This window comes from Streptomyces doebereineriae (assembly GCF_031845645.1).
Classification (GTDB): domain Bacteria; phylum Actinomycetota; class Actinomycetes; order Streptomycetales; family Streptomycetaceae; genus Streptomyces; species Streptomyces canus.
Genome location: NZ_JAVREZ010000019.1, coordinates 23,716 through 47,960, shown reverse-complemented (window position 1 = coordinate 47,960; position 24,245 = coordinate 23,716). Strand labels below are relative to the sequence as shown.

The following is a 24,245-nucleotide window of genomic DNA, read 5'->3' as shown; positions in this document are numbered from 1 at the left end:
CGAATCGGGGGGCGATTAATTCCACGGCCTTGGTTTACCGGGAGACGATCATGAGCACGGCGAGCACTCAGCTGCCCGAGGGACGCTACGGCCGCTCCTCGGACGAGCGTGCCGACCACAAGCTCCGGATCGCCGGTGCCGTCCTCGGCGCCCTCCTGCTCGCGCTGATCGGCTATTTCGCCTACCACTACGTCGTCGAGAACAAGATCAGCGCCGAGGTGATCACGTTCGACTCGCAGAAGTCCGCGGTGCAGGTGCATCTGGAGGTCCGCAAGGACTCCGGCGCCTCGGGCTACTGCACGATCCGCTCCCAGGCGGCGGACGGCTCCGAGGTGGGCCGGGCCGACTTCCGCTTCGGCGGTGACGCCACCCGCATCGACAAGGTCGTCACGCTCCGTACGACGGCCCCGGGCACCACGGCCGAGCTGCTGGGCTGTCACGCCGACTGACGTCACCCTCGATGCAGACCGCTGACCTGCGCTGACGTATTTCTGATGGCTTATGTCCTCCCCCTTCGGCCACTGAATTGTTAGGCTCGTGGTTTCGCCCATCCGTGAAGGCACATTCTTCTGGGTAGGGCGATGCTTTGTATTCCCAGTACCTACGAGGAGCACCTGTGACCCAGACCAGCGAAGACGTCACCTGGCTGACCCAGGAGGCGTACACCAAGCTCAAGGAAGAGCTGGCGTACCTGTCTGGTCCCGCGCGCGAGGAAGTCACCGCGAAGATCGCGGCCGCGCGCGAGGAGGGGGACCTGCGCGAGAACGGCGGGTACCACGCGGCCAAGGAAGAGCAGGGCAAGCAGGAGCTCCGCATCCGCCAGCTGACCCAGCTCCTGGAGAAGGCCAAGGTCGGCGAGGCTCCGGCGTCCGCGGACGGTACGGTGGCGCCCGGCATGGTCGTGACGATCGCCTTCGACGGTGACGAGGACGACACCATGACCTTCCTGCTCGCCTCGCGCGAGTACGCGAGCGCGGACGTCGAGACGTACTCACCGCAGTCCCCGCTGGGCTCCGGGGTGATCGGCCACAAGGTCGGTGAGGACGCGGAGTACGAACTGCCGAACGGCAAGAAGGCCTCTGTGACCATCCTCAAGGCCGAGCCCTACAACGGCTGACCCCGGCCGACCGTCTGTCCTTGGCGAGCCCCCGGCGCCCTCGCGGCGCCGGGGGCTCTGTCATGCGGTGGCCGAGCGGTACTTGCGGACCGCCAGGGTCCTGAATATGACGATGATCAGGACCGAGTAGATCAGCGAGGCCCAGACCGGGTGCTGCATGGGCCAGGCCTCGGACTGGGACAGACCGGGATCGCCGAAGAGCAGACGGCAGGCCTGCACGGTGGCGCTGAAGGGGTTCCACTCGGCGATGTGACGCAGCCACGGGGTCATCTGGCTGGAGTCCACGAACGCGCTGGAGATGAACGTCACCGGGAAGAGCCAGATCAGTCCTCCGGACGTGGCCGCCTCCGGGGTCCGCACGGACAGACCGATCAGGGCCCCGATCCAGGTGAAGGCGTACCCCAGCAGGAGGAGCAGGCCGAAGCCGCCGAGGATCTTGCCGAGGTTGGTCGAGTCCACGGAGCCGGGACGCCAGCCCACGAGCAGGGCGACCATCGCCAGGACCAGCAGGGTCAGCGCCGTCTGCACGAGGTCGGCGACGGTACGACCGGTCAGCACGGCACCGCGCGCCATCGGCAGCGAGCGGAACCGGTCGATGAGTCCCTTGTGCATGTCGTCGGCGATGCCCGCGCCGGCGCCCGCGGTCGCGAACGTGACGGTCTGCGCGAAGATGCCCGCCATCAGGAAGTTCTTGTAGACGTCCGGGTCGGTGCTGTCGCCGATCTTCATCGAGCCGCCGAAGACGTACGTGAAGAGGACCACGAACATGATGGGCTGGATCAGCCCGAAGAGAATCATCTCGGGGATCCGGGTCATGCGGATCAAGTTCCGTCGGGCGATGACCAGGGAATCGGTCATGGTGCTCACTTGGCGGTCTCCTTGTCGCTCTCCTCGTCCTTGACCTCGGCCGCATGTCCCGTCAGTGACAGGAAGACGTCGTCGAGGGTGGGGCGGCGCAGGCCGATGTCGTCTATCTCGATGCCGCGGGTGTCGAGTTCGCGGATGACCTCGGCGAGCAGCTTGGCGCCGCCGGTGACGGGCACGGTGAGCTTGCGCATGTGGTCCTCGACCGTGGTGTCGCCCTTGCCGAAGCCGCGCAGGACCTCCGAGGCGGCCTGGATGTGCTCGCGCTCGTGCACGACGACCTCGACGCGCTCGCCGCCGGTGCGGGCCTTGAGCTGGTCGGAGGTGCCCGTGGCGATGACACGGCCGTGGTCGACGACGGCGATGTCGTGGGCGAGGTGGTCGGCCTCCTCGAGGTACTGGGTGGTCAGCAGCAGGGTGGTGCCCTCGGAGACCAGCTGTTTGATGACCTCCCACAGGAGTTGGCGGTTGCGTGGGTCGAGGCCGGTCGTCGGTTCGTCCATGAACATCACGGGCGGTGAGACCACCAGGGCGGCCGCGAGGTCGAGGCGGCGTCGCATGCCGCCGGAGTAGGTCTTGGTGGGGCGGTCGGCCGCGTCGGCGAGGTCGAACTGCTCCAGCAGCTCGATCGCGCGGACCTTCGCCTGCTTCGCCTTCATCTGGTAGAGCTGGCCGACCATCTGCAGGTTCTCGCGGCCGGTGAGGTATTCGTCGACAGCCGCGAACTGGCCGGAGAGGCCGATGGAGCGGCGCACGGCGTCGGGGTGCTTGAGGACGTCGACGCCCGCGACGACCGCCGAGCCGCTGTCCGGCTTCAGGAGGGTCGTCAGGCAGCGGACGGCTGTCGTCTTGCCCGCGCCGTTCGGTCCGAGGAGGCCCAGGACGGTGCCCTCCGGGACATCGAGGTCGACGCCGTCCAGAGCCCGTACGTCACCGAAGGTCTTGACCAGACCTTCGGCATAGATGGCGCCTGGCATATGAATCTCCACGTCATCGGGGATTTTTGGGAAAGCCTAGGTTTGTGCGCTTTCTTCCGCCCGTTCTTTTTCATACGCGGGCGGGCGTGAGCGGCGTCACGAGACACACCATAACGCGATGTATCGCGTCTCTCAATGGACTTACTCGAACGAGTGACTTCTGCGTCCTGAAGGGGCCCCGACCTCAGTCGATGACCGTGTAGCCCGCCTCCCGGAGGGCTCGGCCGACCTCGGCGCAGTGCTCCGGCCCCTTCGTCTCCAGGTGCAGCTCGACCTCCGCCTCCGCGAGCCCGAGCCGTGGATCGGTCCGGACGTGGCTCACGTCCAGGACATTAGCGTCGACCACTGACAACACCCCGAGAAGCGTCGCGAGGGCACCGGGCCTGTCCGTGAGCCGGAGCCGAACGGCCAGGTAGCGGCCCTGCGCGGCCATGCCGTGCCGCAGCACCCGCTGCAGCAGCACCGGGTCGACGTTGCCGCCGGACAGCACGGCGACGACCGGCCCCTCGTAGGCGCCCGGGTCGCTCAGCAGCGCCGCGACCGGGCTCGCCCCGGCCGGCTCGACGACCAGCTTGGCCCGCTCCAGGCACAGCAGCAGCGCGGCGGACAGCTCGTCCTCCGTCACCGTGCGGACCTCGTCCACGAGTTCGTCCACGATCCCGAACGGCACGTCCCCCGGCCGCCCGACCTTCATCCCGTCGGCCATCGTCGCCGGGTTCTCGATCGACACCGGACGCCCCGCAGCCAGCGAGGGCGGATACGCGGCCGCGCCCGCCGCCTGCACACCCACGATCCGCACGTCCGGCCGCAGGGCCTTCACGGCGATCGCGACACCGGCCGCGAGTCCGCCGCCGCCGATCCCGAGGACGACCGTGCGCACCTCGGGGCACTGCTCCAGGATCTCGAGGCCGACCGTACCCTGGCCCGCGATGACGTCGGGGTGGTCGAAGGGATGGATGAACACCGCGCCCGTCTCGGCCGCGTACTCCTGTGCGGCGGCCAGCGTCTCGTCGACCACCTGGCCGTGCAGGCGCACCTCGGCGCCGTAGTGCCTGGTGGCGCTGATCTTCGGCAGCGGGGCGCCCTTCGGCATGAACACCGTGGAGCGCACGCCGAGCAGCGTGGACGCCAGCGCGACGCCCTGCGCGTGGTTTCCGGCGCTCGCGGCCACGACACCCGCGGCCCGCTCCTCGGGCAGCAGTCCGGCGATCCGGACGTAGGCGCCACGGAGTTTGAACGACCCCGTCCGCTGCAGGTTCTCGCACTTGAAGTGCACCGGCGCGCCCACCAGCTGGGTCAGGTGGCGGCTGCCCTCCATCGCGGTCGTCCGCGCCACGCCCGACAACATCTTCTGCGCGCCGCGCACGTCGTCGAGCGTCACCGGCGGCACGGGGTGGGCCTTGCGGTAGTTCATGACTCAAGTCTCGCAGTTCACACGTGCGTGCTCGCGCTGTGACCAACGTCCGAGACGGGTTTGCTCAGCGCTGGTACGGCCTGCCTCCGGGCCGCGTACCCTGTCCCCCAACCCAGCAGCCCTTCATGAAGTGAGCCCCCGGCCATGCCCACAACACCTGAAATGTCGATGGACATGACGACCGTCGGTGACACCGGTCTCCTCGACACCCTGCAGCACGAGGTGGCGGTCTTCGCCCGTCGCGCCGAACAGACCCGGCTCGGCGGGGTGGGGCAGGTGCGCAACTCCATGGACCGCGCCGCGTACCTGCTGCTCAACCGGCTCGACAAGGAAGGCCCGATGGGCGTCAAGGCGCTGGCGGCGAGCATGGGGATCGACTCGTCCACGGTCACCCGCCAGGTGGCGCCGCTCGTCGACACCGGGCTGGTCAAGCGCACCTCGCACCCCGAGGACGGACGCGCGGTGGTGCTCCAGCTGTCCCCGCGCGGGCAGTCCCGGCTGGAGGAAGTGCGCTCCTCACGGCGTCAGTTGATGGCCGAGCTGACACACGACTGGGCGCCGGAGGAGCGCGAGGCGTTCTGCACGCTCCTCACGCGCTTCAACACCGCCCTCTCCTCCCGGATGGCGATCCAGGGCGTCCCGGGACCGGAGGCTCAGTCCTCTTAGGCACGCGCGCACGCGCGTACCGCCCCGCCTCTTGACCGGACGGCCGTACCGGGCCTCATATGAGACCGGGTCCTCTGAGACCGGGTCCTCGTGGTCGTACGAAGCCGTCGTACGGCCATCCGCAGGCGGGGAGGTGCGGTGCGGCAACGGCAGGTGGTCCAGGGCACGCGTCGGGCCCGGGAGTTCGAGGCGTTCGTCGCGGGCGCGGCCGGGCGGCTCCTGCACGCCGCGACGCTCCTGACGGCGGAGGCACCGGACGACAACCCGCGCGCGCGACGCCTGCTGACCCTGGCGCTCGCGCACACGTACGCGTGCTGGGACCGGATGCGCGGTGAGGATCCCTACGACCGCGCCCGCCAGCACCTCGCCCTGCGCTTCGCACACGGAGCATGGCGCCGCCACGGCGTCCTGCTCCGCGGCCGCACGCACCCCGACAGCCCGCTGTCCCGTCTCGCCCCCCAGGAGCGGCTGATCCTGGTACTGCGCCTCTACGAGGGCGTGGCCGAGGAACAGGCAGCAGCCCTGCTCGGCCTGCCGGCGGAACGCGTCCGCACGATCTGCGACCGGGCCACGGCCACGCTGCTGCACCCACCGCGCGGGCCCGCGCCGGCGGTGGTGAAGGCGAAGGTGGCGGCGTCATGAGGAGGCGGGACGCGAGTGGCGGCCGTGTCGTGAGACACCCGCGTCGCCCCGGGAGGTGCGCGTGAACCGGACCCAGCGTGAGGCCGCCGTGCGGCAGATCATGGAACGGGGAACGCCGCAGGTGCCCGCGGATCTGTACGGGGACGTCGTACGGCGTGGATCGCGCATGCTCCGGCGCAGGACCGCGGCGCGCCGGATCATGTGGCTGCTGTTGTTCGCCGCGAGTGTGGCGTTCGTGGTGTGGGCGCTGACCGCGCGCCCGTGGGTGGAGCCGCCGTCCACGACGACTCCACCGATGAGGGGCTGGTGAGCCCGGCCCGGCCTACTTGGCGAGCGCCTGCTGGAGGTCCTCCAGCAGGTCGTCGACGTTCTCGATGCCCACGGACAGGCGCACGAGGTCGGCGGGGACCTCGAGCGCCGAGCCCGCCACGGACGCGTGCGTCATGCGGCCGGGGTGCTCGATCAGCGACTCGACGCCTCCCAGGGACTCCCCCAGCGTGAAGATCCGGGCGCGGTTGCAGACCTCGACGGCCGCCTCCTCGCCGCCCTCCACCCGGAAGGAGACCATGCCGCCGAAGGACCGCATCTGCTTGGCCGCGACCTCGTGCCCGGGGTGCTCCTCCAGGCCCGGGTAGAGCACCTGCGTCACGCGCGCGTGCCGGGTCAGCATGTCGGCGACCTTCGTGGCGTTCTCGCTGTGCCGGTCCATGCGCACCGACAGCGTCTTGGCGCCGCGCAGCACCAGCCAGGAGTCGAAGGGCCCGGCGACCGCGCCCATCGCGTTCTGGTGGTACGCCAGTTCCTCGCCCAGTGCCTCGTCGGCGGTGACCAGGGCGCCGCCCACGACGTCGGAGTGGCCGCCCATGTACTTGGTCAGGGAGTGCACGACGACATCGGCGCCGAGCGCCAGCGGCTGCTGGAGGTAGGGCGTCGCGAAGGTGTTGTCGACGACGAGCTTGGCGCCCGCGTCCCGGGAGACCTGGGCGACGGCGGCGATGTCGGTGATGCCGAGCAGCGGGTTGGAGGGCGTCTCCACCCACACGACCTTGGTCTTCGGGGTGATCGCGGCCCGTACGGCGGCCGGGTCGCTGGTGTCGGCGACCGACCACTCGACACCCCATCGGGCGACGACCTTCGCGAAGAGGCGGAACGTGCCGCCGTACGCGTCGTTGGGGATGACCACGTGGTCGCCGGGGCTGAGCAGCGTACGCAGCAGGCAGTCCTCGGCCGCCAGTCCGGACGCGAACGCGAGGCCCCGGCGGCCGCCTTCGAGGGCGGCGAGGTTCTCCTCCAGGGCGGTACGCGTCGGGTTGGCGCTGCGGCTGTACTCGTAACCGCCGCGCAGACCGCCCACGCCGTCCTGCTTGTAGGTCGAGACCTGGTAGATCGGCGGGACCACCGCTCCGGTGACGGGGTCCGCGGTGTTGCCCGCGTGGATCGCGAGAGTCTCGAAGTGCTGACTGATGTGCCTGTCGCTCATGGGCTCCGAGGGTAGTCCGCCCGGGGGACCGATGACGGACGACGGGCTCCGCACGGCCGTACGGCAGGGTTTTCCCCAGGCGTTCGGGCCGGCCGCGGGGAGTTTTCCCCAGGACATTCGGGCCGGTCCGGGAGTTTTCCACAGGGCGCCGACCGGGTTGGGCAATTGTCGGCGGCGTCTGGAACTCTTGAGGCATGGAGATTCTCTGGGTCCTGATGGCGGCGGTCATGCTGGGCTTCGTGCTGCTTCCGTTCCTTCGGCGCAGGCGAGGCGGGATCGAACAGGTCCCGGCGGGCCACCCGGACGCCGCGGACCCTGAGGAATACGGCTTCGCACGTCAGGAGGAGCTGGACATCCGCATGCCCGGCCCCGACCAGGACCTGCTGGACGTCCTGGACCTGGTGCAGCGCACACAGGACTACAAGGCGGCCTCCCAACTCCTCGCCGGTACCGAGCGGGAGGGCGAGCTGCGCTGGCAGCGCGTGCAGGCCTTCGCCGGAGCCGCCTCGCTGGAGCTGCAGCAGCGTCCGGGCGGGGTCAGCGAGGCACCGGGTGGGCAGTGGCTGCGGGTGTGGCGGGTCGAGCAGCCCAAAGACGCGGGCGGCGCGGCCGTGCACGCGGAGTTCCTGGTCCACCAGGCGTGGCGGACATCGGCGCCCGGCACGGACGAGTTCCGGATCATCATGGAGGAGGCGAAGGTGGCCTGCGGCGAGGCGGCGCTGCTGGCCCCCGGCGATCCGGTCCCGTACATCATCGAGCTCTCCGTGGCACGCGGACTGGCCTATTCGCAGGCGGAGTTCGAGCAGCTGTGGCTGAAGATCCTGGACCGCGCCCCGGCCCACATGGGGGCGCACCTGGCCGCGCTGCACTACTGGTGCGAGAAGTGGCACGGCTCGCGGGAGCTGGCGTACAGCTTCGCGGAGGCGGCCGCCGCCCGGGCCCCGCACGGCTCCCTCCTCGCCGCGATGCCCCTGTTCGCGGTCTTCGAGCACCTCCCCGAGGTGAACCTGGTCAGCGGCTTCTACCGGAGCGAGGTCGTGACCAAGGCGATCCATGGCGCGCTGCACGCGGTCCACTCGGCCCGTGCCGACGATCCGATGCTGGCCCACGTCCGCCATCTGCTGGTCTTCTTCCTCGTCCGCGGCGAGCGCTGGGCGGAGGCGATGAGCCAGCTCGTCCACATCGACGGCCACGTCGGTGCCCTGCCCTGGACGCTGTCCGCCGATCCGGCCGCGGAGTTCGCGATATACCGGGCACTGGCGGTGGCGGGGTACGAGGCGAACGGCGGGAGTCCGGCGACGCTGACGCAGTGACCGCGTCGCCGTGCCCATCTGACCGACGGCCCTGACGGCACTGACGGCGGGCTCGGCCCGGCGCCGGGCCGGTCGGAATGCGGCCCCGCACGGAAACGTTCTCGGTGCCGACCCGCATCCCTCTGCGACGCGCACGAACGAAGGAGCCCACGTCATGCTGTTCGGCCGTACGCCCGCCCTGCCCACCCCCGAGCAGGCGCTGACGGGCCGCCCCGAGCCGATGTTCACCGTCCCCGACCGCCACACCGTCCTCGGCACCCCGCTGCTCGGCCCCTACCCCGAGGGCTATCAGATCGCCGACTTCGGCCTGGGCTGCTTCTGGGGCGCCGAGCGCACGTTCTGGCGGCTCCCGGTGGGAGTGTGGACGACCTTGGTCGGCTATCAGGGCGGCCACACCGAGAACCCCGCGTACGAGGAGGTCTGCTCGGGTCTCACCGGCCACACGGAGGCGGTCCGCGTGGTCTTCGACCCCGCCCTCCTCTCGTACGAGCGCCTTCTGAAGACCTTCTGGGAGGCCCACGACCCGACGCAGGGCTTCCGCCAGGGCAACGACGTCGGCACCCAGTACCGCTCGGCGATCCACACCCACACTCCCGCGCAGGCAGCCATGGCCGAAACCTCCCGAGCCGCCTACCAGCAGGCCCTCACGTCCTCGGGCCACGGCACGATCTCCACGGAGATCCTCCCCGCGAAGACCTTTTATCCGGCGGAGGGGTACCACCAGCAGTACCTCGACAAGAACCCGGCGGGCTACTGCGGGATCGGCGGGACCGGCGTCTCTTGCCCGGTCGGCGTGGCCAAGGCTGATGGCTGAGCCACTGTCGCCGGAGGTCAAGGCGACCCTGCGGGCGCTGCTGGCCGGCCCGGATCCGGTAAGCGGCGCCCTGCTGGCGCAGATTCCCCACACACGCGTGTCGGGCCGATGTGGCTGCGGCTGCGCGACGGTCGATCTGGAGGTGGACCGTACAGCGGTCGCTCCTGCGCCGCCGCACGACAATCCAGCTGTGGACGCCGGTTACACCACCCCGCACTGGGCCGGTGTCCTGGTCTGCACCGACGACGGCTACCTGTCGCTCCTGGAGATCTACTCGGTCTCCGACGAACCGATCTCGACGTGGCCGGACCCCCGCTTCATCGAGCGCTGACAAACAAGCGCACGCACCAGCAGTGCTCCTACGGATGTTTGATCGCTTGCCGATGTCCGTCTGCGGTGATCGCCGAGTCGGTGAGTTCAGCGTCAGGGAACACCTCAAACTGATCCGAACACGGCCCGGCATGTACGGCCTGGACGGTTCGTACCGCGGCTACGCCACGTACCTCTACGGCTCCGACGCGGACACTCGCGACAACCCCCGGCGGCTCACCCGTCAGGCCGAGCCCACGTTCCGCAGCGATCATACAGATAGCCCGTCGGCACGCCGGGCTCCCGAAACGACACGCTTTCGACGTCTAGGCCATCGGGGAATTCCAGCCATTGGTCAACCGACGTCATGCCACGACGGTATTGACTGCCGGTGCACTTCTCAGTAGTTGTGGGTCGCCCGCGCTATACCTGTCAGGGGCCGTCGTCGGTCTCATGTGGCGACGGTCCGACGGGCACGGCGAGATACCGGAACTCTCCTCCCGCTCCGTCCAGTTCGGAGTAGGGGTTCTAATCGAGCGTATATGAGCCTCGCAATATGCACGTGTTCGGCTTGTAGGTGCCCTCCGCCCAAAGGAGCCTGCCGACAAGCTCACGTCCCTGGTGGATCCGGAAGTCTCGATCCCGAGTCTGTCCGCGGCCGATGCCGGGCGGAGTCCATAGGGATGCGTCGTTGGTCAGCATGATGGCGAGACCGTTCTGGTCGGACCGGCGGCAGAAGCGCTCCAGCCTGGCTATGTCCCGCACGAAGTGCAGACGAGCGAGATCTGCGGCGGCATGCCCTTTCAGGGCGTAGTCCTCGGCGGGCGCGCCCACCGTGCCCGTCCATCTCCGGGTGAAGTACTTGAACTCGATCGCGGTGCGAGTCGACGGGCCGATGCACAGGAGGTCCAGGTGTTCGGCGCTGCCCCCTGCCTGCTGCGGTACCTCCAGTCTGGAGTTCATGTCCGGCGACAGTTCCCAAAGGGCCCGCGCGAAGCTGTGTTGGAGATCGGCTTCGGAGTGGAAGACTGGTCTGTGCTTGCCCAGATGCGCGATGACGTCGCCGAGTGAGATGCGTCCGGCGACAGTCCTGCTGCCGTCCATCCATGCCATGGCCACAGCGACATTGAAGCGGCTCCGCGGCTGAACCATCAAGCAGCGTCGTCACGCCGGCACCCGGCAGGGTGCTGCGGCAGAGGTTCTCGTCGCAGCGAACGGCGGTCGAAAAGCAGTGGCCGACTGAACCGACCGACCCCACGCTGTACGCCATGGAAGAACCGCAACACCGGATACGTGCGGCCTACTCGGAATCCACGATCACCGTCTACCAGGCATACTCCCCGGAAATCGGGCTGCCCGCCGTCCGCGACGGCCGCTCTCCCTCCGTGTGGAAGCGGGACAGAATGACGTGGGTCATCAAGCCGCGTTGACGCTTATCAGCCTGCCCAAGACGCCACCTGGCTGGGAGACTCGTGACCATCGCCGACCCCCAGCCGGTGTGCTCTTGTCTGCTGCCCGGATACAGCTCTGAGCACTCATCACCATCAGGCCCGCCTCCACGACCAGGGAATTCCTATTGAGGCAGGATCGCAGCAGTGGCCAGAGATCCGGGATGTGGCGGCTGCTCATGGCAGGAGGCCGCCCACTCGCCCAGGGCATTTCCCAGGTCGTTCGAGAGCTTGGCTAGGTAATCGTCAGGGTTTTCGGCGGCACTCGTCGCCGCCTTTTTCAAGTCGGCGATCGTCACCATCTTCGGTCCGTGAACGAATTGCTTGAGACCGAAGTCCTGGAGCCGTCCGATGATCTTTCCGATGAATTTGCCGATGCACCCCCTCACCTCTTTACTGTGATCGCCGTACCAGATCCCGTAGAGGCGAACGGCCACGGACCGTAGAGCACCTTCCTCGGCATGTCCAGCCAGAGTCATCCTGATCAGGGCCTCGACGATCAACAGTTTTGTCCTTGGACTGAACATGGGATCCCAGCAGCCGTCGACCGCACTGGGCCAGTGAAGGGATTGGCAAGCGTCGAGCCTTTCCGCGTTGCGACAGAGCAGCTCAGCAGCGACGAGTTGGGCGTTGCCGGACTTCGATCTGAGGGCGGCGTCGATCACCAGGATGGCCGTCTCGTGCGAAACCTTAGGCCAACGCTCTTCTCCACCAACGCATTCGGCCTGGGTTGAGTTCTGGTCGCCGGACCACAAGTCCACAAGGAGCACAACGGCAAGGTCCCCGTGATCGAGCCTGGTGAGGGCCAGCAGCCCAGAAGCCAGTGCCGCAGGGTGCGCGGGCCCTGAATCACCGGGAGAAACAAGCTGTCCTGCGCGCATCGCCGCTTCGAGCCGTAGCTGACGCTGCTGCTCTTCCTGCTCAGTCCACAGCCGCTGTTCGGTCTGGAGGTTGACTCCGTATCCGATCAGAGCGACTGATGCACTGACCAGCACTCCGATGTAAGTAAGGACGGCTGCGAGTTGCGAGGAATCGTCCGTGCCGAAGAGTTGACCACGCAGAAGCACCACCGGCAGGACCGCCGCAAGCAGCACGGTCGTGAGTGATAGGAGGCTTAGGGTCCTTCGTTTCTTCCTCACGAAAGCCTCCATCTCCGGCACGACGAGCGAAACCGTGTCCCCATGATGGCGTCGACGAAGCATGATGCCCAGCCAGACGCGCGAAGTTCACCTGTTTCGTTGATGTCACGCGCGGACCGGCGGATCGACCCAATCCGGTCACGTCGTCTGTGGCGGATGGAGTTGACGTAGTGGTCATAAGGTCTGTGAGCACGGCTTGACATGGATCAAGCCGTCGTTCCTGTGGATGATGTACCGCTGCGGCTGGGGCGCGAAAGCCGGGCAGGAGACCGTCCTCGCTGTTGAGATCACCCGCGACGGCTTCGAGTGGGCGCTGCGCAACGCGTGTCTGTCAAGCTACGTCCGCGGAGTGCACGCCGACCGAGCCACCTGGCAGCGTCAGTTGAAGCGGGTGCCCGCTCGCGTGCAGTGGGACCCGGAGCGGGACCTGCGCCTCCAGCCCCTGCGGTATCGGTCCTTGCAAGTGTGCCTCTCCGGTGAAGCTGTACGACTCTACGCGGACGAGTGGACGGTCGCCATTCGCGACGTGACCCCGCTCGCCCACGAGATCCGTGCCCTCATCAGCGGAGACGACTTGAGCGCCGCCACGCGACTGCTGCCCCAGGAACGCCCTAATCCCGCTGGAGACAAGTTGCTGCGCACCGGGACCCACGGAGACGTAACTGCCGTCTGAGCTACCCTGCTGCCCCACTCCAGGTCAGCTGACTCGTACAGGAACACGCCTACTTGCGCAGCCATCTGGCCATTGCAAGGTCGGTCCGGCATGATCGCGGCGGCCGGGCGACAAGTCCCCTCCATGGCGACTTCGGGGGCAAGAGCAAAAGGGCTTGGTGGGCTTGGCCAGTGGTGGGGGGTTCTGGCCGGGCTCCTGTTGATAGCCGCGTGGATCAACTCCGCCGCAGGACCGGTCGTAGTGGTCGTCCTCTCGGCCGCCACGGCCGCATGGTGCTTCTTCCAAGCCCCTGTGACGTGTGGTGCTCCGGTGCGCGGACGGGACGACGGTTGTCGCAACAACGCGTCCGGGCTTCTTCTGGGCTGCCACATCCGACAACACCGCTGGCAGAAGCTGAAGATGCTCTTCCTCCGCCGCCAGCTTCGAGAGTTCTGCTCGGGCCTCTTCTCGGACGGGAAGGCCACCATTGTCACGCTGTCGGGCATGGCAAGCGTCGTGTCCGCCCTCGTCGCCCTCATCCCGGGCGTAGTCGTCCGCTGACCAGCGCAGCCAGGCAACGAAGGCTGAGCCCATGTCAAGCCGCGCTCACAGCCCTTTGATTCTCCACATGCCAAACCGCAATCGCATCGACGTCGCCCCGCTTGACCGACACCAACAACCCTTTGCCGCGCCTGGCGCGGGGCTCTGGAGTACCCGCTGACGTCGCGTCGAACGGCTACAACGTCCCGACCCATGCGGGCGCACAGTGTCCGGCAGTCCTCGTCCTGACGCGCGACCCGAGTCCTGCCCGCCGCGATCCTGGCTGATCCGGCAGCAGACCGCTGCTCGCCTGGTGCCCGAAGTGCTCTTCGTACGGTCGGTGCCAAGGCCGACGGCTGAGGCCGGGGCGTGTCGCCGTGGCACTCGATGCGCGGCCTCCCGGTGATCATCGCGGCTGTTCGAGGCCCTCGGCGGCGGAGCGGTCGGCATAGACCACGAGTGTCTGTTCCGGTGCTTCGGCCAGGTGGTACGCGGTGTACGCGTACTCGGTCGGGCCGTGCAGTGGGTGGCGCAGGCGTTTGCGGCCGCTGTGGCGGGGCTGAACGTCGTATTGGGGCCACCAAGCCCGCACTTCGGGGCTGCCTTCGTGCAGTTCCCGGACCAGGCGGGTGTAGCGGGGGTCGTCGGGGTGGCGGGTGGACAGGGTGCGGAGGCGGGCGAGGAGGCCGCGGGCCTCGGGTTCCCAGTCGATGACAACGGATCGGGCGACCGGCTCCAGGAAGACCCAGCGAACGAAGTTGGGCGGGCGGCCGCGGGACTTGCGGGACCGGCTGTCGTCGGTCCCCGTGCTCCCCGCGCCTGCTCCCTGGCAGCCGGTGTTCGAACCGCGCGCGGCCGTCGGAGGGCTTCTCAGTATCGGGTTCGCCATGCACCCCGACGCCCGCGACCGCCGGCAGCAGGGTGCACATCGCCGGGCTGTACGGCGGTGGGCTCCACTCCACCACCGCCGACGGCTGGCACGTGGAGGTCGTCTCGCCGGTCTGGCCCAATGACCGTGTCCTGCTCTCCCGCGGCAGCAGCATGCCCCACCGTGGTCCGCGCGGCGAGCGGTGGTGGCACGTCTTCCATTCCCACTACTCCGAACTCCGGGCCGTCGGCTTCTCCCCCTCCGGCCGTACCCTCGCCGTGGCGACGAGCGGCGACGTGACCCTGTGGAATCGCCCGCCGCGCCCGCCGCGTCCGTGATTCGCGTTCGGTGCCCTTGACCTTGACACCGTGACAAGCCCTTCACTGCCTGCTCAGGAGGTGGTCTCGGTGACCATGACGGAACAGGGACAGGGCCAGGGACAGGGCCAGGGACAAGAACCGGACGCGGGGGCGATGCCAGCGCTCCAGGGGCTGGAGGACGGTCGTTCGTCCGTGCGGCTGCGGGCGGCCCTGGCGGTCGGTACGGCGCCGGATCCGCGGTTCGTCGGCAAGCTCGTCGAGCGGTGCGCGGTCGAGCCCGAGCTCTTCGTCCGGGACATGCTCACCTGGGCTCTGACCCGCCACCCGGTGTCCGTGACGCTCCCCGCGCTGCTTCGCGAAGTGGGCTCGGAGCGTGCGCAGGCACGGAGCCAGGCCTTGCACACGCTGTCCAAGATCGGGGACCGGCGGGCGTGGCCGGCGATCACCAGGGCGCTCCTGTCCGACGGCGACGACGAGGTGGCGCGCAGTGCCTGGCGGACCGCGGTCGTGCTGGTGCCGGAGGGCGAGGAGTCCGGGTTGGCCACGGTGCTGGCGACGCAGCTCGGCCGTGGCGGGCGGGAGACGCAGCTGAGTCTCAGCAGGGCGCTGGTCGCGCTGGGTGAGGTCGTGCTGCCGGTTCTGCGGGCCGCGACGACAGCTCCTGACCGACTTGCGCGCACGCACGCGTTCGCCACGGAACGGCTGCTGCGCGACCCTGATGCCGGATTCGAGTTCGCGATCGAGGAGGCGAAGCGCGTAGTGGCCCTCGGCGCGGACGGCCAGGAGGGACGATAGGGCGTGTTGATCGGTGAGGTGGCGCGACGGTCCGGGGTCAGTGCCCGCATGCTCAGGCACTACGAGTCACTCGGCCTGCTGCGCCCTTCGGGTCGTACGGGTTCCGGCTACCGGGAGTACTCCGGCGACGACATCCGGCGGATCTTCCACATCGAGAGCCTGAGGTCGCTGGGACTGTCGCTGCGTGAGATCGGACGCGCTCTCGACGATCCCGGCTTCACACCCTCGGCGCTCGTCGACGACCTCATCCGTCAGACGCGCGAACGCATCGCGGCCGAGACCGAGCTGCTCACCCGGCTCCGCCGGATCGATGCCGCGGTACCCGCCGACTGGGAGGCCGTACTCCAGGTCGTCGTGATGCTCCGGGCACTGGGGTCGAAGAGCGCCGCCGCCCGTCAGCGTGCCGCCCTGTCCTCGGTCGACGAGATCCGCGTGCCGGTGGAGGCCCTGGTCGAGGCGGTCCTCAGAGAGACGGATCCGAACGTCGCCGGAGCCCTCCGATGGGCGCTGGCACGATCGGGCGACGGCAGCGCGGCACTGCTGGCCGAGGGCCTCGGCTCACCGTCGGCCGCGGTACGGGAACGTGCCGTCCGGTCCCTCGCCGAGATGCCGGGTGAGGAGTCCACCGCCGGGCTGCGTGAGGCTCTCGCGGACCCGGATGCCGTCGTCCGCGGCCAGGCGGCGCTGGCGCTCGGGACGCGTGGCGTGGCCGATGCCGTCCCGGCGCTCATCGACATGATCGTGGCGGGGCCGAACGACACCGACGCAGCCGACGCGCTGAGCATGCTGGCGAGCGACGCCGCGACCGCGGATCGGATCGCCACCGGGCTCGTCGGCCGCCTCGCCCACGACGCCGCCGAGGCGCCCGCCCGAGCCCGGCTGACCCAGGCGCTGGCGGACATCCCCGGAGCCACGGCCGCACGCGCCCTCGTGGAGCTGTCGTACGACGGAGACCGTGCCGTCGCGCTGACCGCGACGTATCTGCTTCGGCTCCGCGAGGCACGGTGACGGTCTCTCGGCAGCGGAGCAGGCCTGCGGGCCGCCTTGCGGTCAGCCCTCCGCGCGGGCGGGCAGCCGCCATCCCGGCCGCGGGAAGTGGCAGGTGTAGCCGTCCGGGTAACGCTGGAGGTAGTCCTGGTGCTCGGGCTCGGCCTCCCAGAAGGGGCCCACCGGCTCCACCTCGGTGACGACCTTGCCCGGCCACAGACCGGAGGCGTCGACGTCCGCGATCGTGTCCTCGGCGATCCGCTTCTGCTCGTCGTCCACGTAGTAGATCGCCGAGCGGTAGCTGAGGCCGATGTCGTTGCCCTGGCGGTTCTTGGTGCTCGGGTCGTGAATCTGGAAGAAGAACTCCAGGAGCGTGCGGAAGTCGGTCTTCTCGGGGTCGAAGAGGATCTCGATGGCCTCCGCGTGCGTGCCGTGGTTGCGGTACGTCGCGTTCGGCACGTCACCGCCGGTGTATCCCACCCTGGTCGCCGTGACGCCCGGAAGCCGGCGGATCAGCTCCTCCATGCCCCAGAAACATCCGCCCGCCAACACGGCCCTCTGTGTCTGCGTGGCCATTGCGGCCCTCCCATATCTGTCGGCTCGGTCAGTCGGGCCACTCTGCTCGCACGTCACCGGCATTCTGTGCCCACCCTCCTCAACGCACGAGGGTTCCGGACGATTCCGGGCCACTCGACCGACCTCGGCGACGGCGTGGGCGCCCGGTTGAGGTCCAATGAGTGGTCGGCCGGCACCTGGCACATCTGCGGCTGCCGCCGGCACGAGCTCCGGGCGGCCGGATTCTCCGCCTCCGCCCCACCCGTACCCCGTTCAGGCCATGGCCCCGGAGTGCTTCGGCAGGGCGTTGGTAGCCTTCGTGACCACTGCCGGAGGGGGAGTCGATCATGGGAGCCGGTCCGTCGCGTCCTCCGAGCCCTCACTTCCGAGGAGCCGGTTCGGGTGTCCTCCTCGGCGGGCTCACCGCGGTGGTGTGCGTCGCCGCGATCGGCAGGGCATGGGCTGCCTGTGACATCGGCGTCAATGCGGCAGCCAACAGCATGACCCTGCTGTTCCTCGTGCCTCTCATATGGATCGCCACGTCCGTTCCGTGGGTGATCCTGCACAACACCCTCGGAAGGCGTTACCCCCACACCGCTCTGGTCACAGGGCTCGTCTCCACCCTGTGGTTCGCCTGGTTCCTCGTGACGTGGCTCGGCATGCCGGACTCCTACCCCGACCCGTTCTGCCCGGGCAACGTCCCACCCTGGTGGCCGAGTTACCTCCCGGCATAACAGCGAGCAGCGCCCTGCGGCACCTCGCCGAACGCCATGTGTCAAGCATTTCGACCTCGTTGAAAAAGAACCGCAGCCGCCGCCGTCCCGCCCTACGATCGCCCGCATGCTGATTCAGCGGATATTACGGATGATCGTCGTGCTCGCTGTGGCCCTCGCCGGAGCGATCGGGGGTGCCGTGGGGACGGCACAGGCCGAGGGGAGCCGGTCCTCGTCCGACCGGCAGCTGTTGTTCTACAACCACTCCTACGGGGTCCTCGACCGGGAGACCGCCGACGCCATCGAACACTCCGACTACCTGAGGGACTTCGCCAACTTCCAGGTCCGCACCACGACCGGTACCGGCGGACAGACCTGGACCGGCCGCTACCTGATGGGCCGCCAGACCTACCTGGAACTGTTCGGAGTCGGTGACATCGCCGGCCCGGACGGCACCCTCGGCTCCGGCGGGCTGGGCCTGTCGACCGAACGGGACGGAGACCTGGCAACGGTCACCGAGCGGCTGAAGAGCGAGGGGGGCGCCGACCCCGTCGAATTCCTCCAGACCCGGGACTTCGGTGATGGGGTGCCCGTGCCGTGGTTCGACGCCATCCTCCCCACCATCGAGTACGACGCCTTCCAAGCCTGGGCGATGGAGTACCGGCCGGAGTACTTCGCCGACCCTCGCAGCAACACCGAGCCCGCGAGCTTCCCCGGCGACGTCGGCAGGGAGCGCGTCCTGTCCGACGACTACCGCACCCACCTGATGCGTGACGTGACCTACGTCCGCTTCGCGGTCACCGAGGGCGACCTCGCCGACAACGTGCCGCTGTTGCGGGCCGGCGGGTTCGCCGTCAAGAACGTGGCGGGCGGTGGCGTCGTCGCGGAGGGGGGCGGCACCACGATCAGGTTCGACGCAGTCCCGCGCGAACAGGCGGGGTTGCAGCGGGTCGAGATGTCACTCAACCGGCCCGTGAAGGACCGGCACGTGGAGCAGATCGGCCACTCGACCCTCACCGTCGGCCCCGGCAGCCGTGCCGTGTGGACGTTCGCCGGCAACGGCACCCGGTAGACAGCAGCGGGTGCGCCCCCGACCCGGGGCGCACCCCGAGACCGGACAAAAAAGCCCGGCACACCGATGAGTCCTCGTGCCCGCGGACGTCTACAAGCGCGACAGTTCCGCACGACACGAAACGAGGCGACGAAGCATGAGCACCGAGCAGACGACCCCGGCCAACGGCTTCTCCTACGAGCTGACCCGAACGCTGGACGCTCCGGCGGCGCGGGTGTGGCGGGCGTGGACCACCGCCGACCAGTACGCACAGTGGGCCTACGCCGCTCCCGGCTCCGTCGAGATGGACGTACGGCCGGGCGGTGCGTGGAAGGCCACGATCGTCACACCCGACGGCGGACAGTTCCCCCTGACCGGCTCCTATCTCGACGTCGACGAGAACCGCGTTCTGGTGGTCGGCATGGATGTGCCCGGCAAGCCCGGCCCCGCGGTCATGACCATGGAACTCGAGGAGCAGGACGACCGCGGTACGCAGATCGCGCTCCGCCAGACCTGTGACACCGCGGAGGAACGCGACATGGCCGAGCAGGGCAGCACCATGCTCCTCGACAGCCTGAGTGCCTTCCTGGCCGGTGGGCCGAAGGGCTGAACCACGGCCGCTGACACGCCCGTGCCCCGCGGGAAACGTCAGCCCCCGCTGCCGTACGGCCTTGTCAGGATCTCCAGCCGATGGCCGTTCGGATCGTCGAAGTACGCGCCCCGGCCCCCGTCGTTGCGGTTGATCTCGCCCGGGCGGTGGTGGAAGGGGTCCGCCCAGTGGGTCAGCCCCGTCTCCTCGATCCGGGCGAAGATCGTGTCGAAGTCGTCCTCGGTGACGAGGAACGCGTAGTGCTGGGGCGTGATCTCGTCGCTCGTGTCCATGTAGTCGAGGGTCACGCCGTTGGGGATCTCGACCGGGACGAAGGGGCCGTACTGCGGGCTCACCCTCAGGCCCAGTATGTCGGCCAGGAAGCGGGCCGAGGCGTGCTTGTCGTGTGCGGCGACGATGGTGTGGTTCAGCTGGACGGTCATCGCTACCTCCTCGTTCAGACCCTACTCCGGCACGGGTTAAGGTAAGCCTTGCCTTAGCAAACCTCAGCCCCTGTACCTCCCCGGAGTAGCCGTGCGTACAGCAGTGAAGGCCGTCGTGGCCGCGACCGTCGTCGGAGGGCTGCTCGCCGGCTGCTCGTCGTCCTCGTCGGGGACGAACGGGACCACCGAGAAGGCGGCCGGTGACCGCAACCCCGTGCTGGGTGCCTCCGAAGGCCCCTCCGCCGCACCGAGCGCCCTCGCCGACGGTATGGGCTCCGACCAGGACACCGACGGGGCCTTCCCGCGCACGGTCACGCACTTCGAGGGCAGGACCACGGTCAGGGCCGAGCCGAAGAGGATCGCCGTGCTCAGCACCGGGCAGCTCGACGACCTGCTGTCTCTGGGGGTCGTCCCCGCGGCCACCACCCGCGCCGACAACGCCGGGCTCGTGCCCGGCTATCTCGCGGACACCTTCCCCACGTACAAGAAGCGGCTCGCCGGCATGACCGACGCGGGCACCCGGCAGGCCCCCAACCTGGAGACCCTCGCCGCCGCCAAGCCCGATCTCATCCTCGCCAACGACTCCCTCGGCGACCTCTACCCGAAGCTGTCGAAGATCGCGCCCACCGTGATCACCGCCGGCAACGGCGTCAACTGGAAGCGCGACCTGCTGCTCGTCGGCGACGCGGTCGGCAAGGGCGAGGCGGCGCGGAAGCTGCTGGACGACATCGCCGCCGACGCCCGGGCGAAGGGGCAGAGCATCGAAGGCGCCCCGGCCGTCTCCATGATCCGCTTCACTCCCGACCGCACCCGGATGTTCGGCGTGTCCTCGTTCACCGGATCCATCGCCGTCGACATGGGGCTCTCCCGGCCCAAGTCCCAGCAGTTCCACGCCATCTCGGAGGACATCGGCGCGGAGAGCATCGACACCGCCGACGGGGACTGGATCTTCTACTCCGTACAGGGGGACGCGTCGAAGACGGATGCCGGGAGCATCGTGGCCGGGCCGCTGTGGACGTCGATGAAGGCGGTCAAGGCCGGGCAGGCCGTGAAGGTCGACGACGACCCCTGGTACCTCAACGCCGGGCCGTCCGCCGCGCGGCTCGTCATCTCCCAACTCGCCGACGCCATCGGCAAGTAGTCGCGTGATACGTCGTCTCGCCTGGCCTGCGGCCGTCCTCGCGGTGGCCTGCGCCGGGGTGCTCAGCCTCGCGGTCGGGACCCGGGCGGTGCCGCTGTCCGCCGTCGTGGACGCCCTGCTGCACGGTGGCGGGTCGCCGGACGCGCTCGTCGTACGGTCGCTGCGGGTGCCGCGGACCGAGATCGGACTGACGGCGGGAGCGGCGCTGGGGGTCGCGGGGGCCGCGCTGCAGGCCGTGACGCGCAATCCGCTCGCCGATCCCGGGATCCTCGGGCTGAGTCAGGGGGCCGCGGCGGGGGTCGTGGTCGCCATCGCGCTCGGGCTCGCGAACGGCTTCTCCGGGTATGTCTGGTACGCCTTCGCCGGAGCCGTCCTCGCGGCCTGCCTCGTGTACGGGATCGCGGCTCGGGGGCGGGGCGGGGCGTCGCCGGTGAAGCTGGCGCTCGCGGGGACGGCGTTGTCGGCGATGACCGCCGGGGGCACGACCGTTGTCCTGACGTCGAGTTCGGCGACTCTCGACCAGTTCCGGTTCTGGCAGGTGGGGGCGCTGAGCGGACGGGACGCGGGGACGGTCGTACGGATACTGCCGTTTCTCGTCGTCGGGGCCGTGCTGGTGCTGGGGTGCGCGCGGGGACTGGACGCGTTGGCGCTGGGCGACGAGACGGCTCGGGCGCTCGGGCATCGGGTCTCGTGGGTGCGGGGGGCCGCGGCGCTGGGGGCGGCGCTGCTGACCGCGGCTGCGGTGGCCGCGGCGGGGCCGATCGCGTTCGTGGGGCTCGCGGTGCCGCATCTGGCCAGGCGGCTCGTGTCGGGCGGGCACCGGGCGGTGCTGCCGCTGTCGGCGTTGCTCGGGGCCGCGCTGCTGGTGGGGGCGGATGTGGTGGGGCGGGTCGTGCGGGCTCCCGGGGAGGTGCCGGCGGGTGTCATGACCGCGCTGGTGGGGGTGCCTGTGCTGGTGGTTCTTGTACGGCGTCGGGGTGCCGTCTCATGAGAGGTGCCCGGTGTGCCGCCGCACCCACGGAGGTGCCTCCGGCCCGTAGCCGAACCATCGTCCTGCGCCCCCGTCCCCGGGTGTCGCTCCTCATCCACCGTCGGTCCGTGCTCGTCGCCCTGATCCTGCTCGCCCTTCTCCTCGTCGTCATGGCCGCCGCCGCCTCGCTCGGTCAGACGTACCTCTCCCCCGGCGTGGTCTGGCGCACACTCCGGACCGGGTCCGGCCCCTACGACCTGGTCGTCAACGAACTCCGCGTCCCCCGGATCGTGCTCGGCGCTCTCGCCGGGGCCGCTCTCGGGATGTCCGGGGCGCTGGTGCAGACCGTCACCCGGAATCCCCTGGCCAGCCCCGATGTGATCGGCGTGGGGCACGGGGCGGCTGCGGCAACCGTGCTCGCCCTTGCCACCGGGGTCGTCTCCTCACCCGGGGCCATGCCCCTCGTCTCCGTGGGGGGCGGGCTTGCCGCCGCCGCCCTCGTCTACCTGCTCGCCTGGCGGCGCGGTATGCAGGCCGGTCGGTTCGTGCTCGTCGGTGTGGGGATCGGGGTTGCCCTGTCCGCCGTCGTGCAGCTGTATCTCACCGACTCCGAACTCGAGGCCGCCGAGCAGGTCAAGCTGTGGCTGACGGGGAGCCTCAACGGGCGGGGTTGGCAGCAGGCGGGGCCCCTGGGTGTCGTACTCCTGGTGTGTCTGCCCGCGCTGGCGTGGGCGAGCAGGGCCGCGCGGCCGCTCGGGCTCGACGCGGACACCGCCGCCGCGCTGGGCGTTCGCGTGGGCCGGGTGCGGCTGGGGTTGACCGTGCTCGGGGTGGTGCTCGCCGCCACCGCGACCGGTGCCGCGGGGCCGATCGGGTTCGTCGCGCTTACCTCGCCGCAGCTGGCCCGGCGGCTGACCCGGACGCCGCAGCTGCCGCTGCTGTGCTCGGCGCTGACGGGTGCCGTCGTTCTGGTGGCCGCCGATCTCACCGCGAGGACTCTGCTCCCCCCACTGGAGATCCCGGTCGGAGCGCTGACCTCGCTGGTCGGCGGACCGTACCTGCTATGGCTGCTGGGCCGGCGAACGGCCGTACGCTGAAGGCCCTCCCGGCGGGAGCGACCCGTACACCGAAGGCCCTCCCACGGAGCGAGCCGCACGCCGAAGGGCCAGGCGCCGAGCGAGCCGTGCGCTGAAGGGCCAGCCGCCGAAGCGACCCGTACGCCGAAGCCCTACCGGCGGAGCAAGACACACGCCCAAGGCCCTCCCGCCGAAACAACCCCTACACCGAAGCACCTCCCGCACGACCGAACCGCACACCGAAGGCCCCCGGCGGGAGCAAGCCGCACGCCGAAGGGCCCCGGCATCACGCCGGGGCCCTTCGTTCACGCCATGCGCGTCAGATCGTCGCCGTGTCGATCACGAACCGGTAGCGCACATCGCTGTTGACGACCCGCTCGTACGCCTCGTTGATCTCCGACGCGGCGATCAGCTCGATCTCGGAGCCGATGCCGTGCTCGGCGCAGAAGTCCAGCATCTCCTGGGTCTCGGCGATGCCGCCGATCATCGAACCGGCGAGGGTCTTGTTGCCGCCGATGAGGGAGAACAGGTTCAGCGCGATGGGCTCCTCGGGGGCGCCCACGTTGACCAGCGCGCCGCCCGTCCTGAGCAGGCTCAGGTAGGCGCCGAAGTCCAGCGGGGCCGAGACCGTGGAGAGGATGAGGTCGAAGGTGCCGGCCAGCTCCTTGAAGGTGTTCTCGTCGCTGGTCGCGTAGTAGTGGTCCGCGCCCAGCTTCAGGCCGTCGTCCTTCTTGCCCAGGGACTGCGACAGGACGGTGACCTCGGCGCCGAGCGCGTGCGCGATCTTGACGCCCATGTGGCCGAGACCGCCCAGGCCGATCACGGCGACCTTCTTGCCGGGGGCGGCGCCCCACTGCTTGAGCGGGGAGTACGTGGTGATGCCGGCGCACAGCAGCGGGGCGGCCTCGTCGAGGGCCAGGCCCTCGGGGATACGGACGACGAAGTTCTCGTCGACGACGACCTTCTCGGAGTAGCCGCCGTAGGTGGGCTCGCCGTCCTTGCCGATGGCGTTGTACGTGCCGACCGAGCCCCCGGTGCAGTGCTGCTCCAGGCCTGCCTTGCAGTTGTCGCACTCACGGCAGGAGTCGACCAGGCAGCCGACGCCGACCCGGTCGCCGACCTGGTACTTGGTGACGCCGGGCCCGACCTCGGAGACGACGCCGGCGATCTCGTGGCCCGGGACCATCGGGAAGATGGCCTCGCCCCAGCCCTCGCGGGCCTGGTGGATGTCCGAGTGGCAGATACCGGCGAACTTGATGTCGATCAGGACGTCGTGCTCGCGGACCGCCCGGCGCTCGATGGTGGTCCGCTCCAGGGGAGCCTTCGAGGCGGGGGCGGCGTATGCGGCAACAGTGGTCATGA

At 69.5% G+C, this 24,245-nt stretch carries 27 protein-coding genes and 3 pseudogenes; 20 read left to right on the top strand and 10 right to left on the bottom strand.

What is annotated here, in order from left to right; translation table 11 throughout:
• Window positions 1-50: 50 nt before the first annotated feature.
• Together RNB18_RS39390 and greA are read left to right on the top strand one after the other, a co-directional pair.
• Window positions 51-449, top strand: a complete 399-nt coding sequence (locus tag RNB18_RS39390) for a DUF4307 domain-containing protein (RefSeq protein WP_311718897.1) — start codon at window positions 51-53, stop codon at window positions 447-449.
• Window positions 450-616: 167 nt separating this feature from the next.
• Window positions 617-1,117 carry a transcription elongation factor GreA gene (greA, locus tag RNB18_RS39385; RefSeq protein WP_057607641.1) on the top strand — a complete coding sequence of 167 codons (501 nt, stop codon included), beginning with the start codon at window positions 617-619 and terminating at the stop codon, window positions 1,115-1,117.
• A gap of 60 nt (window positions 1,118-1,177) precedes the next feature.
• Here the strand turns inward: greA and RNB18_RS39380 are convergent, their stop codons facing one another.
• The 3 genes from RNB18_RS39380 to ilvA form a co-directional block, all read right to left on the bottom strand.
• Window positions 1,178-1,975, bottom strand: a complete 798-nt coding sequence (locus RNB18_RS39380) for an ABC transporter permease (RefSeq protein WP_311719026.1) — start codon at window positions 1,973-1,975, stop codon at window positions 1,178-1,180.
• A 5-nt stretch (window positions 1,976-1,980) separates the two neighbouring features.
• Window positions 1,981-2,958, bottom strand: a complete 978-nt coding sequence (locus RNB18_RS39375) for an ATP-binding cassette domain-containing protein (RefSeq protein WP_311718895.1) — start codon at window positions 2,956-2,958, stop codon at window positions 1,981-1,983.
• 184 nt (window positions 2,959-3,142) lie between these two features.
• Window positions 3,143-4,372, bottom strand: a complete 1,230-nt coding sequence (gene ilvA / locus RNB18_RS39370; RefSeq protein WP_311718894.1) for a threonine ammonia-lyase — start codon at window positions 4,370-4,372, stop codon at window positions 3,143-3,145.
• Window positions 4,373-4,534: 162 nt separating this feature from the next.
• Here ilvA and RNB18_RS39365 point away from each other — a divergent pair, with 162 nt between their 5' ends.
• The 3 genes from RNB18_RS39365 (at window position 4,535) to RNB18_RS39355 (ending at window position 5,990) form a co-directional block, all read left to right on the top strand.
• Window positions 4,535-5,038 carry a MarR family winged helix-turn-helix transcriptional regulator gene (locus RNB18_RS39365; RefSeq protein ID WP_311718893.1) on the top strand — a complete coding sequence of 168 codons (504 nt, stop codon included), beginning with the start codon at window positions 4,535-4,537 and terminating at the stop codon, window positions 5,036-5,038.
• 138 nt (window positions 5,039-5,176) lie between these two features.
• Complete coding sequence (locus RNB18_RS39360; RefSeq protein ID WP_311718892.1) at window positions 5,177-5,680, top strand: sigma factor-like helix-turn-helix DNA-binding protein; 504 nt, start codon at window positions 5,177-5,179, stop codon at window positions 5,678-5,680.
• 61 nt (window positions 5,681-5,741) lie between these two features.
• The gene (locus RNB18_RS39355) at window positions 5,742-5,990 is read left to right on the top strand and encodes a hypothetical protein (RefSeq protein ID WP_059204696.1); all 249 of its coding nucleotides are present in this window, start codon (window positions 5,742-5,744) and stop codon (window positions 5,988-5,990) included.
• A gap of 12 nt (window positions 5,991-6,002) precedes the next feature.
• On the opposite strand, the gene RNB18_RS39350 is transcribed toward RNB18_RS39355, so the two are convergent.
• Window positions 6,003-7,160: a cystathionine gamma-synthase gene (locus tag RNB18_RS39350; protein ID WP_266388713.1), complete on the bottom strand. Its 1,158-nt coding sequence runs from the start codon at window positions 7,158-7,160 to the stop codon at window positions 6,003-6,005.
• A 194-nt stretch (window positions 7,161-7,354) separates the two neighbouring features.
• Here RNB18_RS39350 and RNB18_RS39345 point away from each other — a divergent pair, with 194 nt between their 5' ends.
• From RNB18_RS39345 to RNB18_RS39335, 3 genes are all read left to right on the top strand, one after another.
• Complete coding sequence (locus tag RNB18_RS39345; RefSeq protein ID WP_311718891.1) at window positions 7,355-8,473, top strand: hypothetical protein; 1,119 nt, start codon at window positions 7,355-7,357, stop codon at window positions 8,471-8,473.
• 154 nt (window positions 8,474-8,627) lie between these two features.
• Window positions 8,628-9,287 (top strand): peptide-methionine (S)-S-oxide reductase MsrA, encoded by a 660-nt coding sequence (gene msrA / locus RNB18_RS39340; protein WP_311718890.1) that lies wholly within the window; start codon window positions 8,628-8,630, stop codon window positions 9,285-9,287.
• Window positions 9,280-9,618: a hypothetical protein gene (locus RNB18_RS39335; RefSeq protein WP_311718889.1), complete on the top strand. Its 339-nt coding sequence runs from the start codon at window positions 9,280-9,282 to the stop codon at window positions 9,616-9,618. Before msrA (RNB18_RS39340) ends, RNB18_RS39335 begins: the two co-directional genes overlap by 8 nt.
• A 506-nt stretch (window positions 9,619-10,124) precedes the next feature.
• Here RNB18_RS39335 and RNB18_RS39330 read toward each other — a convergent pair.
• The gene (locus tag RNB18_RS39330) at window positions 10,125-10,709 is read right to left on the bottom strand and encodes a hypothetical protein (protein ID WP_311718888.1); all 585 of its coding nucleotides are present in this window, start codon (window positions 10,707-10,709) and stop codon (window positions 10,125-10,127) included.
• Between the two features lie 155 nt (window positions 10,710-10,864).
• Here RNB18_RS39330 and RNB18_RS39325 point away from each other — a divergent pair.
• Window positions 10,865-11,020, top strand: a pseudogene (locus tag RNB18_RS39325) (DUF4291 family protein); the annotation flags it as partial.
• A gap of 149 nt (window positions 11,021-11,169) precedes the next feature.
• Here the strand turns inward: RNB18_RS39325 and RNB18_RS39320 are convergent.
• Complete coding sequence (locus RNB18_RS39320) at window positions 11,170-12,183, bottom strand: hypothetical protein (protein ID WP_311718887.1); 1,014 nt, start codon at window positions 12,181-12,183, stop codon at window positions 11,170-11,172.
• Between the two features lie 196 nt (window positions 12,184-12,379).
• On the opposite strand from RNB18_RS39320, the gene RNB18_RS39315 reads away from it, so the two are divergent.
• Window positions 12,380-12,856: a DUF4291 domain-containing protein gene (locus tag RNB18_RS39315; protein ID WP_394817745.1), complete on the top strand. Its 477-nt coding sequence runs from the start codon at window positions 12,380-12,382 to the stop codon at window positions 12,854-12,856.
• A 309-nt stretch (window positions 12,857-13,165) separates the two neighbouring features.
• Entirely contained in the window at window positions 13,166-13,396 is a 231-nt protein-coding gene (locus RNB18_RS39310; RefSeq protein ID WP_311718886.1) for a hypothetical protein, read from the top strand.
• A 385-nt stretch (window positions 13,397-13,781) separates the two neighbouring features.
• On the opposite strand, the pseudogene RNB18_RS39305 reads toward RNB18_RS39310, so the two are convergent.
• Window positions 13,782-14,144, bottom strand: a pseudogene (locus RNB18_RS39305) (MmyB family transcriptional regulator); the annotation flags it as partial.
• On the opposite strand from RNB18_RS39305, the pseudogene RNB18_RS39300 reads away from it, so the two are divergent.
• The 3 genes and pseudogenes from RNB18_RS39300 (at window position 14,086) to RNB18_RS39290 (ending at window position 16,366) form a co-directional block, all read left to right on the top strand.
• Window positions 14,086-14,581: pseudogene (locus RNB18_RS39300) on the top strand (hypothetical protein). The pseudogenes RNB18_RS39305 and RNB18_RS39300 sit on opposite strands and share 59 nt — an antisense overlap.
• 75 nt (window positions 14,582-14,656) lie before the next feature.
• Entirely contained in the window at window positions 14,657-15,358 is a 702-nt protein-coding gene (locus RNB18_RS39295; RefSeq protein WP_311719024.1) for a HEAT repeat domain-containing protein, read from the top strand.
• Window positions 15,359-15,361: 3 nt separating this feature from the next.
• Window positions 15,362-16,366 carry a MerR family transcriptional regulator gene (locus RNB18_RS39290; protein WP_311718885.1) on the top strand — a complete coding sequence of 335 codons (1,005 nt, stop codon included), beginning with the start codon at window positions 15,362-15,364 and terminating at the stop codon, window positions 16,364-16,366.
• A 42-nt stretch (window positions 16,367-16,408) separates the two neighbouring features.
• Here the strand turns inward: RNB18_RS39290 and msrA (RNB18_RS39285) are convergent, their stop codons facing one another.
• Window positions 16,409-16,921 (bottom strand): peptide-methionine (S)-S-oxide reductase MsrA, encoded by a 513-nt coding sequence (gene msrA / locus RNB18_RS39285; protein ID WP_057607654.1) that lies wholly within the window; start codon window positions 16,919-16,921, stop codon window positions 16,409-16,411.
• Between the two features lie 326 nt (window positions 16,922-17,247).
• Here msrA (RNB18_RS39285) and RNB18_RS39280 point away from each other — a divergent pair, with 326 nt between their 5' ends.
• From RNB18_RS39280 to RNB18_RS39270, 3 genes are all read left to right on the top strand, one after another.
• The gene (locus tag RNB18_RS39280; protein ID WP_311718884.1) at window positions 17,248-17,634 is read left to right on the top strand and encodes a hypothetical protein; all 387 of its coding nucleotides are present in this window, start codon (window positions 17,248-17,250) and stop codon (window positions 17,632-17,634) included.
• 130 nt (window positions 17,635-17,764) lie between these two features.
• Complete coding sequence (locus tag RNB18_RS39275) at window positions 17,765-18,685, top strand: DUF5829 family protein (RefSeq protein WP_311719023.1); 921 nt, start codon at window positions 17,765-17,767, stop codon at window positions 18,683-18,685.
• A gap of 136 nt (window positions 18,686-18,821) precedes the next feature.
• Window positions 18,822-19,274, top strand: coding sequence for an SRPBCC family protein (locus tag RNB18_RS39270; protein ID WP_311718883.1), 453 nt, complete (start codon window positions 18,822-18,824; stop codon window positions 19,272-19,274).
• A gap of 38 nt (window positions 19,275-19,312) precedes the next feature.
• On the opposite strand, the gene RNB18_RS39265 is transcribed toward RNB18_RS39270, so the two are convergent.
• Window positions 19,313-19,696 (bottom strand): VOC family protein, encoded by a 384-nt coding sequence (locus RNB18_RS39265; RefSeq protein WP_311718882.1) that lies wholly within the window; start codon window positions 19,694-19,696, stop codon window positions 19,313-19,315.
• Window positions 19,697-19,787: 91 nt separating this feature from the next.
• On the opposite strand from RNB18_RS39265, the gene RNB18_RS39260 reads away from it, so the two are divergent.
• From RNB18_RS39260 to RNB18_RS39250, 3 genes are read left to right on the top strand one after another with little or no spacing between them, the layout of a single operon-like run.
• The gene (locus RNB18_RS39260) at window positions 19,788-20,837 is read left to right on the top strand and encodes an iron-siderophore ABC transporter substrate-binding protein (RefSeq protein ID WP_311718881.1); all 1,050 of its coding nucleotides are present in this window, start codon (window positions 19,788-19,790) and stop codon (window positions 20,835-20,837) included.
• 4 nt (window positions 20,838-20,841) lie between these two features.
• Window positions 20,842-21,828, top strand: a complete 987-nt coding sequence (locus tag RNB18_RS39255; RefSeq protein WP_311718880.1) for a FecCD family ABC transporter permease — start codon at window positions 20,842-20,844, stop codon at window positions 21,826-21,828.
• Window positions 21,825-22,904, top strand: coding sequence for a FecCD family ABC transporter permease (locus RNB18_RS39250; protein WP_311718879.1), 1,080 nt, complete (start codon window positions 21,825-21,827; stop codon window positions 22,902-22,904). Before RNB18_RS39255 ends, RNB18_RS39250 begins: the two co-directional genes overlap by 4 nt.
• A 298-nt stretch (window positions 22,905-23,202) precedes the next feature.
• On the opposite strand, the gene RNB18_RS39245 is transcribed toward RNB18_RS39250, so the two are convergent.
• Window positions 23,203-24,243: an NAD(P)-dependent alcohol dehydrogenase gene (locus RNB18_RS39245; protein ID WP_311718878.1), complete on the bottom strand. Its 1,041-nt coding sequence runs from the start codon at window positions 24,241-24,243 to the stop codon at window positions 23,203-23,205.
• Window positions 24,244-24,245: the final 2 nt, after the last annotated feature.

Coding starts and splice junctions, on each gene's coding strand:
- RNB18_RS39390 (WP_311718897.1), top strand. CDS start 51: ATGAGCACGGCGAGCACTCAGCTGCCCGAGGGACGCTACGGCCGCTCC.
- RNB18_RS39380 (WP_311719026.1), bottom strand. CDS start 1,975: ATGACCGATTCCCTGGTCATCGCCCGACGGAACTTGATCCGCATGACC.
- RNB18_RS39375 (WP_311718895.1), bottom strand. CDS start 2,958: ATGCCAGGCGCCATCTATGCCGAAGGTCTGGTCAAGACCTTCGGTGAC.
- ilvA (WP_311718894.1), bottom strand. CDS start 4,372: ATGAACTACCGCAAGGCCCACCCCGTGCCGCCGGTGACGCTCGACGAC.
- RNB18_RS39365 (WP_311718893.1), top strand. CDS start 4,535: ATGTCGATGGACATGACGACCGTCGGTGACACCGGTCTCCTCGACACC.
- RNB18_RS39350 (WP_266388713.1), bottom strand. CDS start 7,160: ATGAGCGACAGGCACATCAGTCAGCACTTCGAGACTCTCGCGATCCAC.
- RNB18_RS39345 (WP_311718891.1), top strand. CDS start 7,355: ATGGAGATTCTCTGGGTCCTGATGGCGGCGGTCATGCTGGGCTTCGTG.
- msrA (WP_311718890.1), top strand. CDS start 8,628: ATGCTGTTCGGCCGTACGCCCGCCCTGCCCACCCCCGAGCAGGCGCTG.
- RNB18_RS39335 (WP_311718889.1), top strand. CDS start 9,280: ATGGCTGAGCCACTGTCGCCGGAGGTCAAGGCGACCCTGCGGGCGCTG.
- RNB18_RS39330 (WP_311718888.1), bottom strand. CDS start 10,709: ATGGCATGGATGGACGGCAGCAGGACTGTCGCCGGACGCATCTCACTC.
- RNB18_RS39295 (WP_311719024.1), top strand. CDS start 14,657: ATGACGGAACAGGGACAGGGCCAGGGACAGGGCCAGGGACAAGAACCG.
- msrA (WP_057607654.1), bottom strand. CDS start 16,921: ATGGCCACGCAGACACAGAGGGCCGTGTTGGCGGGCGGATGTTTCTGG.
- RNB18_RS39280 (WP_311718884.1), top strand. CDS start 17,248: ATGGGAGCCGGTCCGTCGCGTCCTCCGAGCCCTCACTTCCGAGGAGCC.
- RNB18_RS39275 (WP_311719023.1), top strand. CDS start 17,765: ATGATCGTCGTGCTCGCTGTGGCCCTCGCCGGAGCGATCGGGGGTGCC.
- RNB18_RS39270 (WP_311718883.1), top strand. CDS start 18,822: ATGAGCACCGAGCAGACGACCCCGGCCAACGGCTTCTCCTACGAGCTG.
- RNB18_RS39265 (WP_311718882.1), bottom strand. CDS start 19,696: ATGACCGTCCAGCTGAACCACACCATCGTCGCCGCACACGACAAGCAC.
- RNB18_RS39250 (WP_311718879.1), top strand. CDS start 21,825: ATGAGAGGTGCCCGGTGTGCCGCCGCACCCACGGAGGTGCCTCCGGCC.
- RNB18_RS39245 (WP_311718878.1), bottom strand. CDS start 24,243: ATGACCACTGTTGCCGCATACGCCGCCCCCGCCTCGAAGGCTCCCCTG.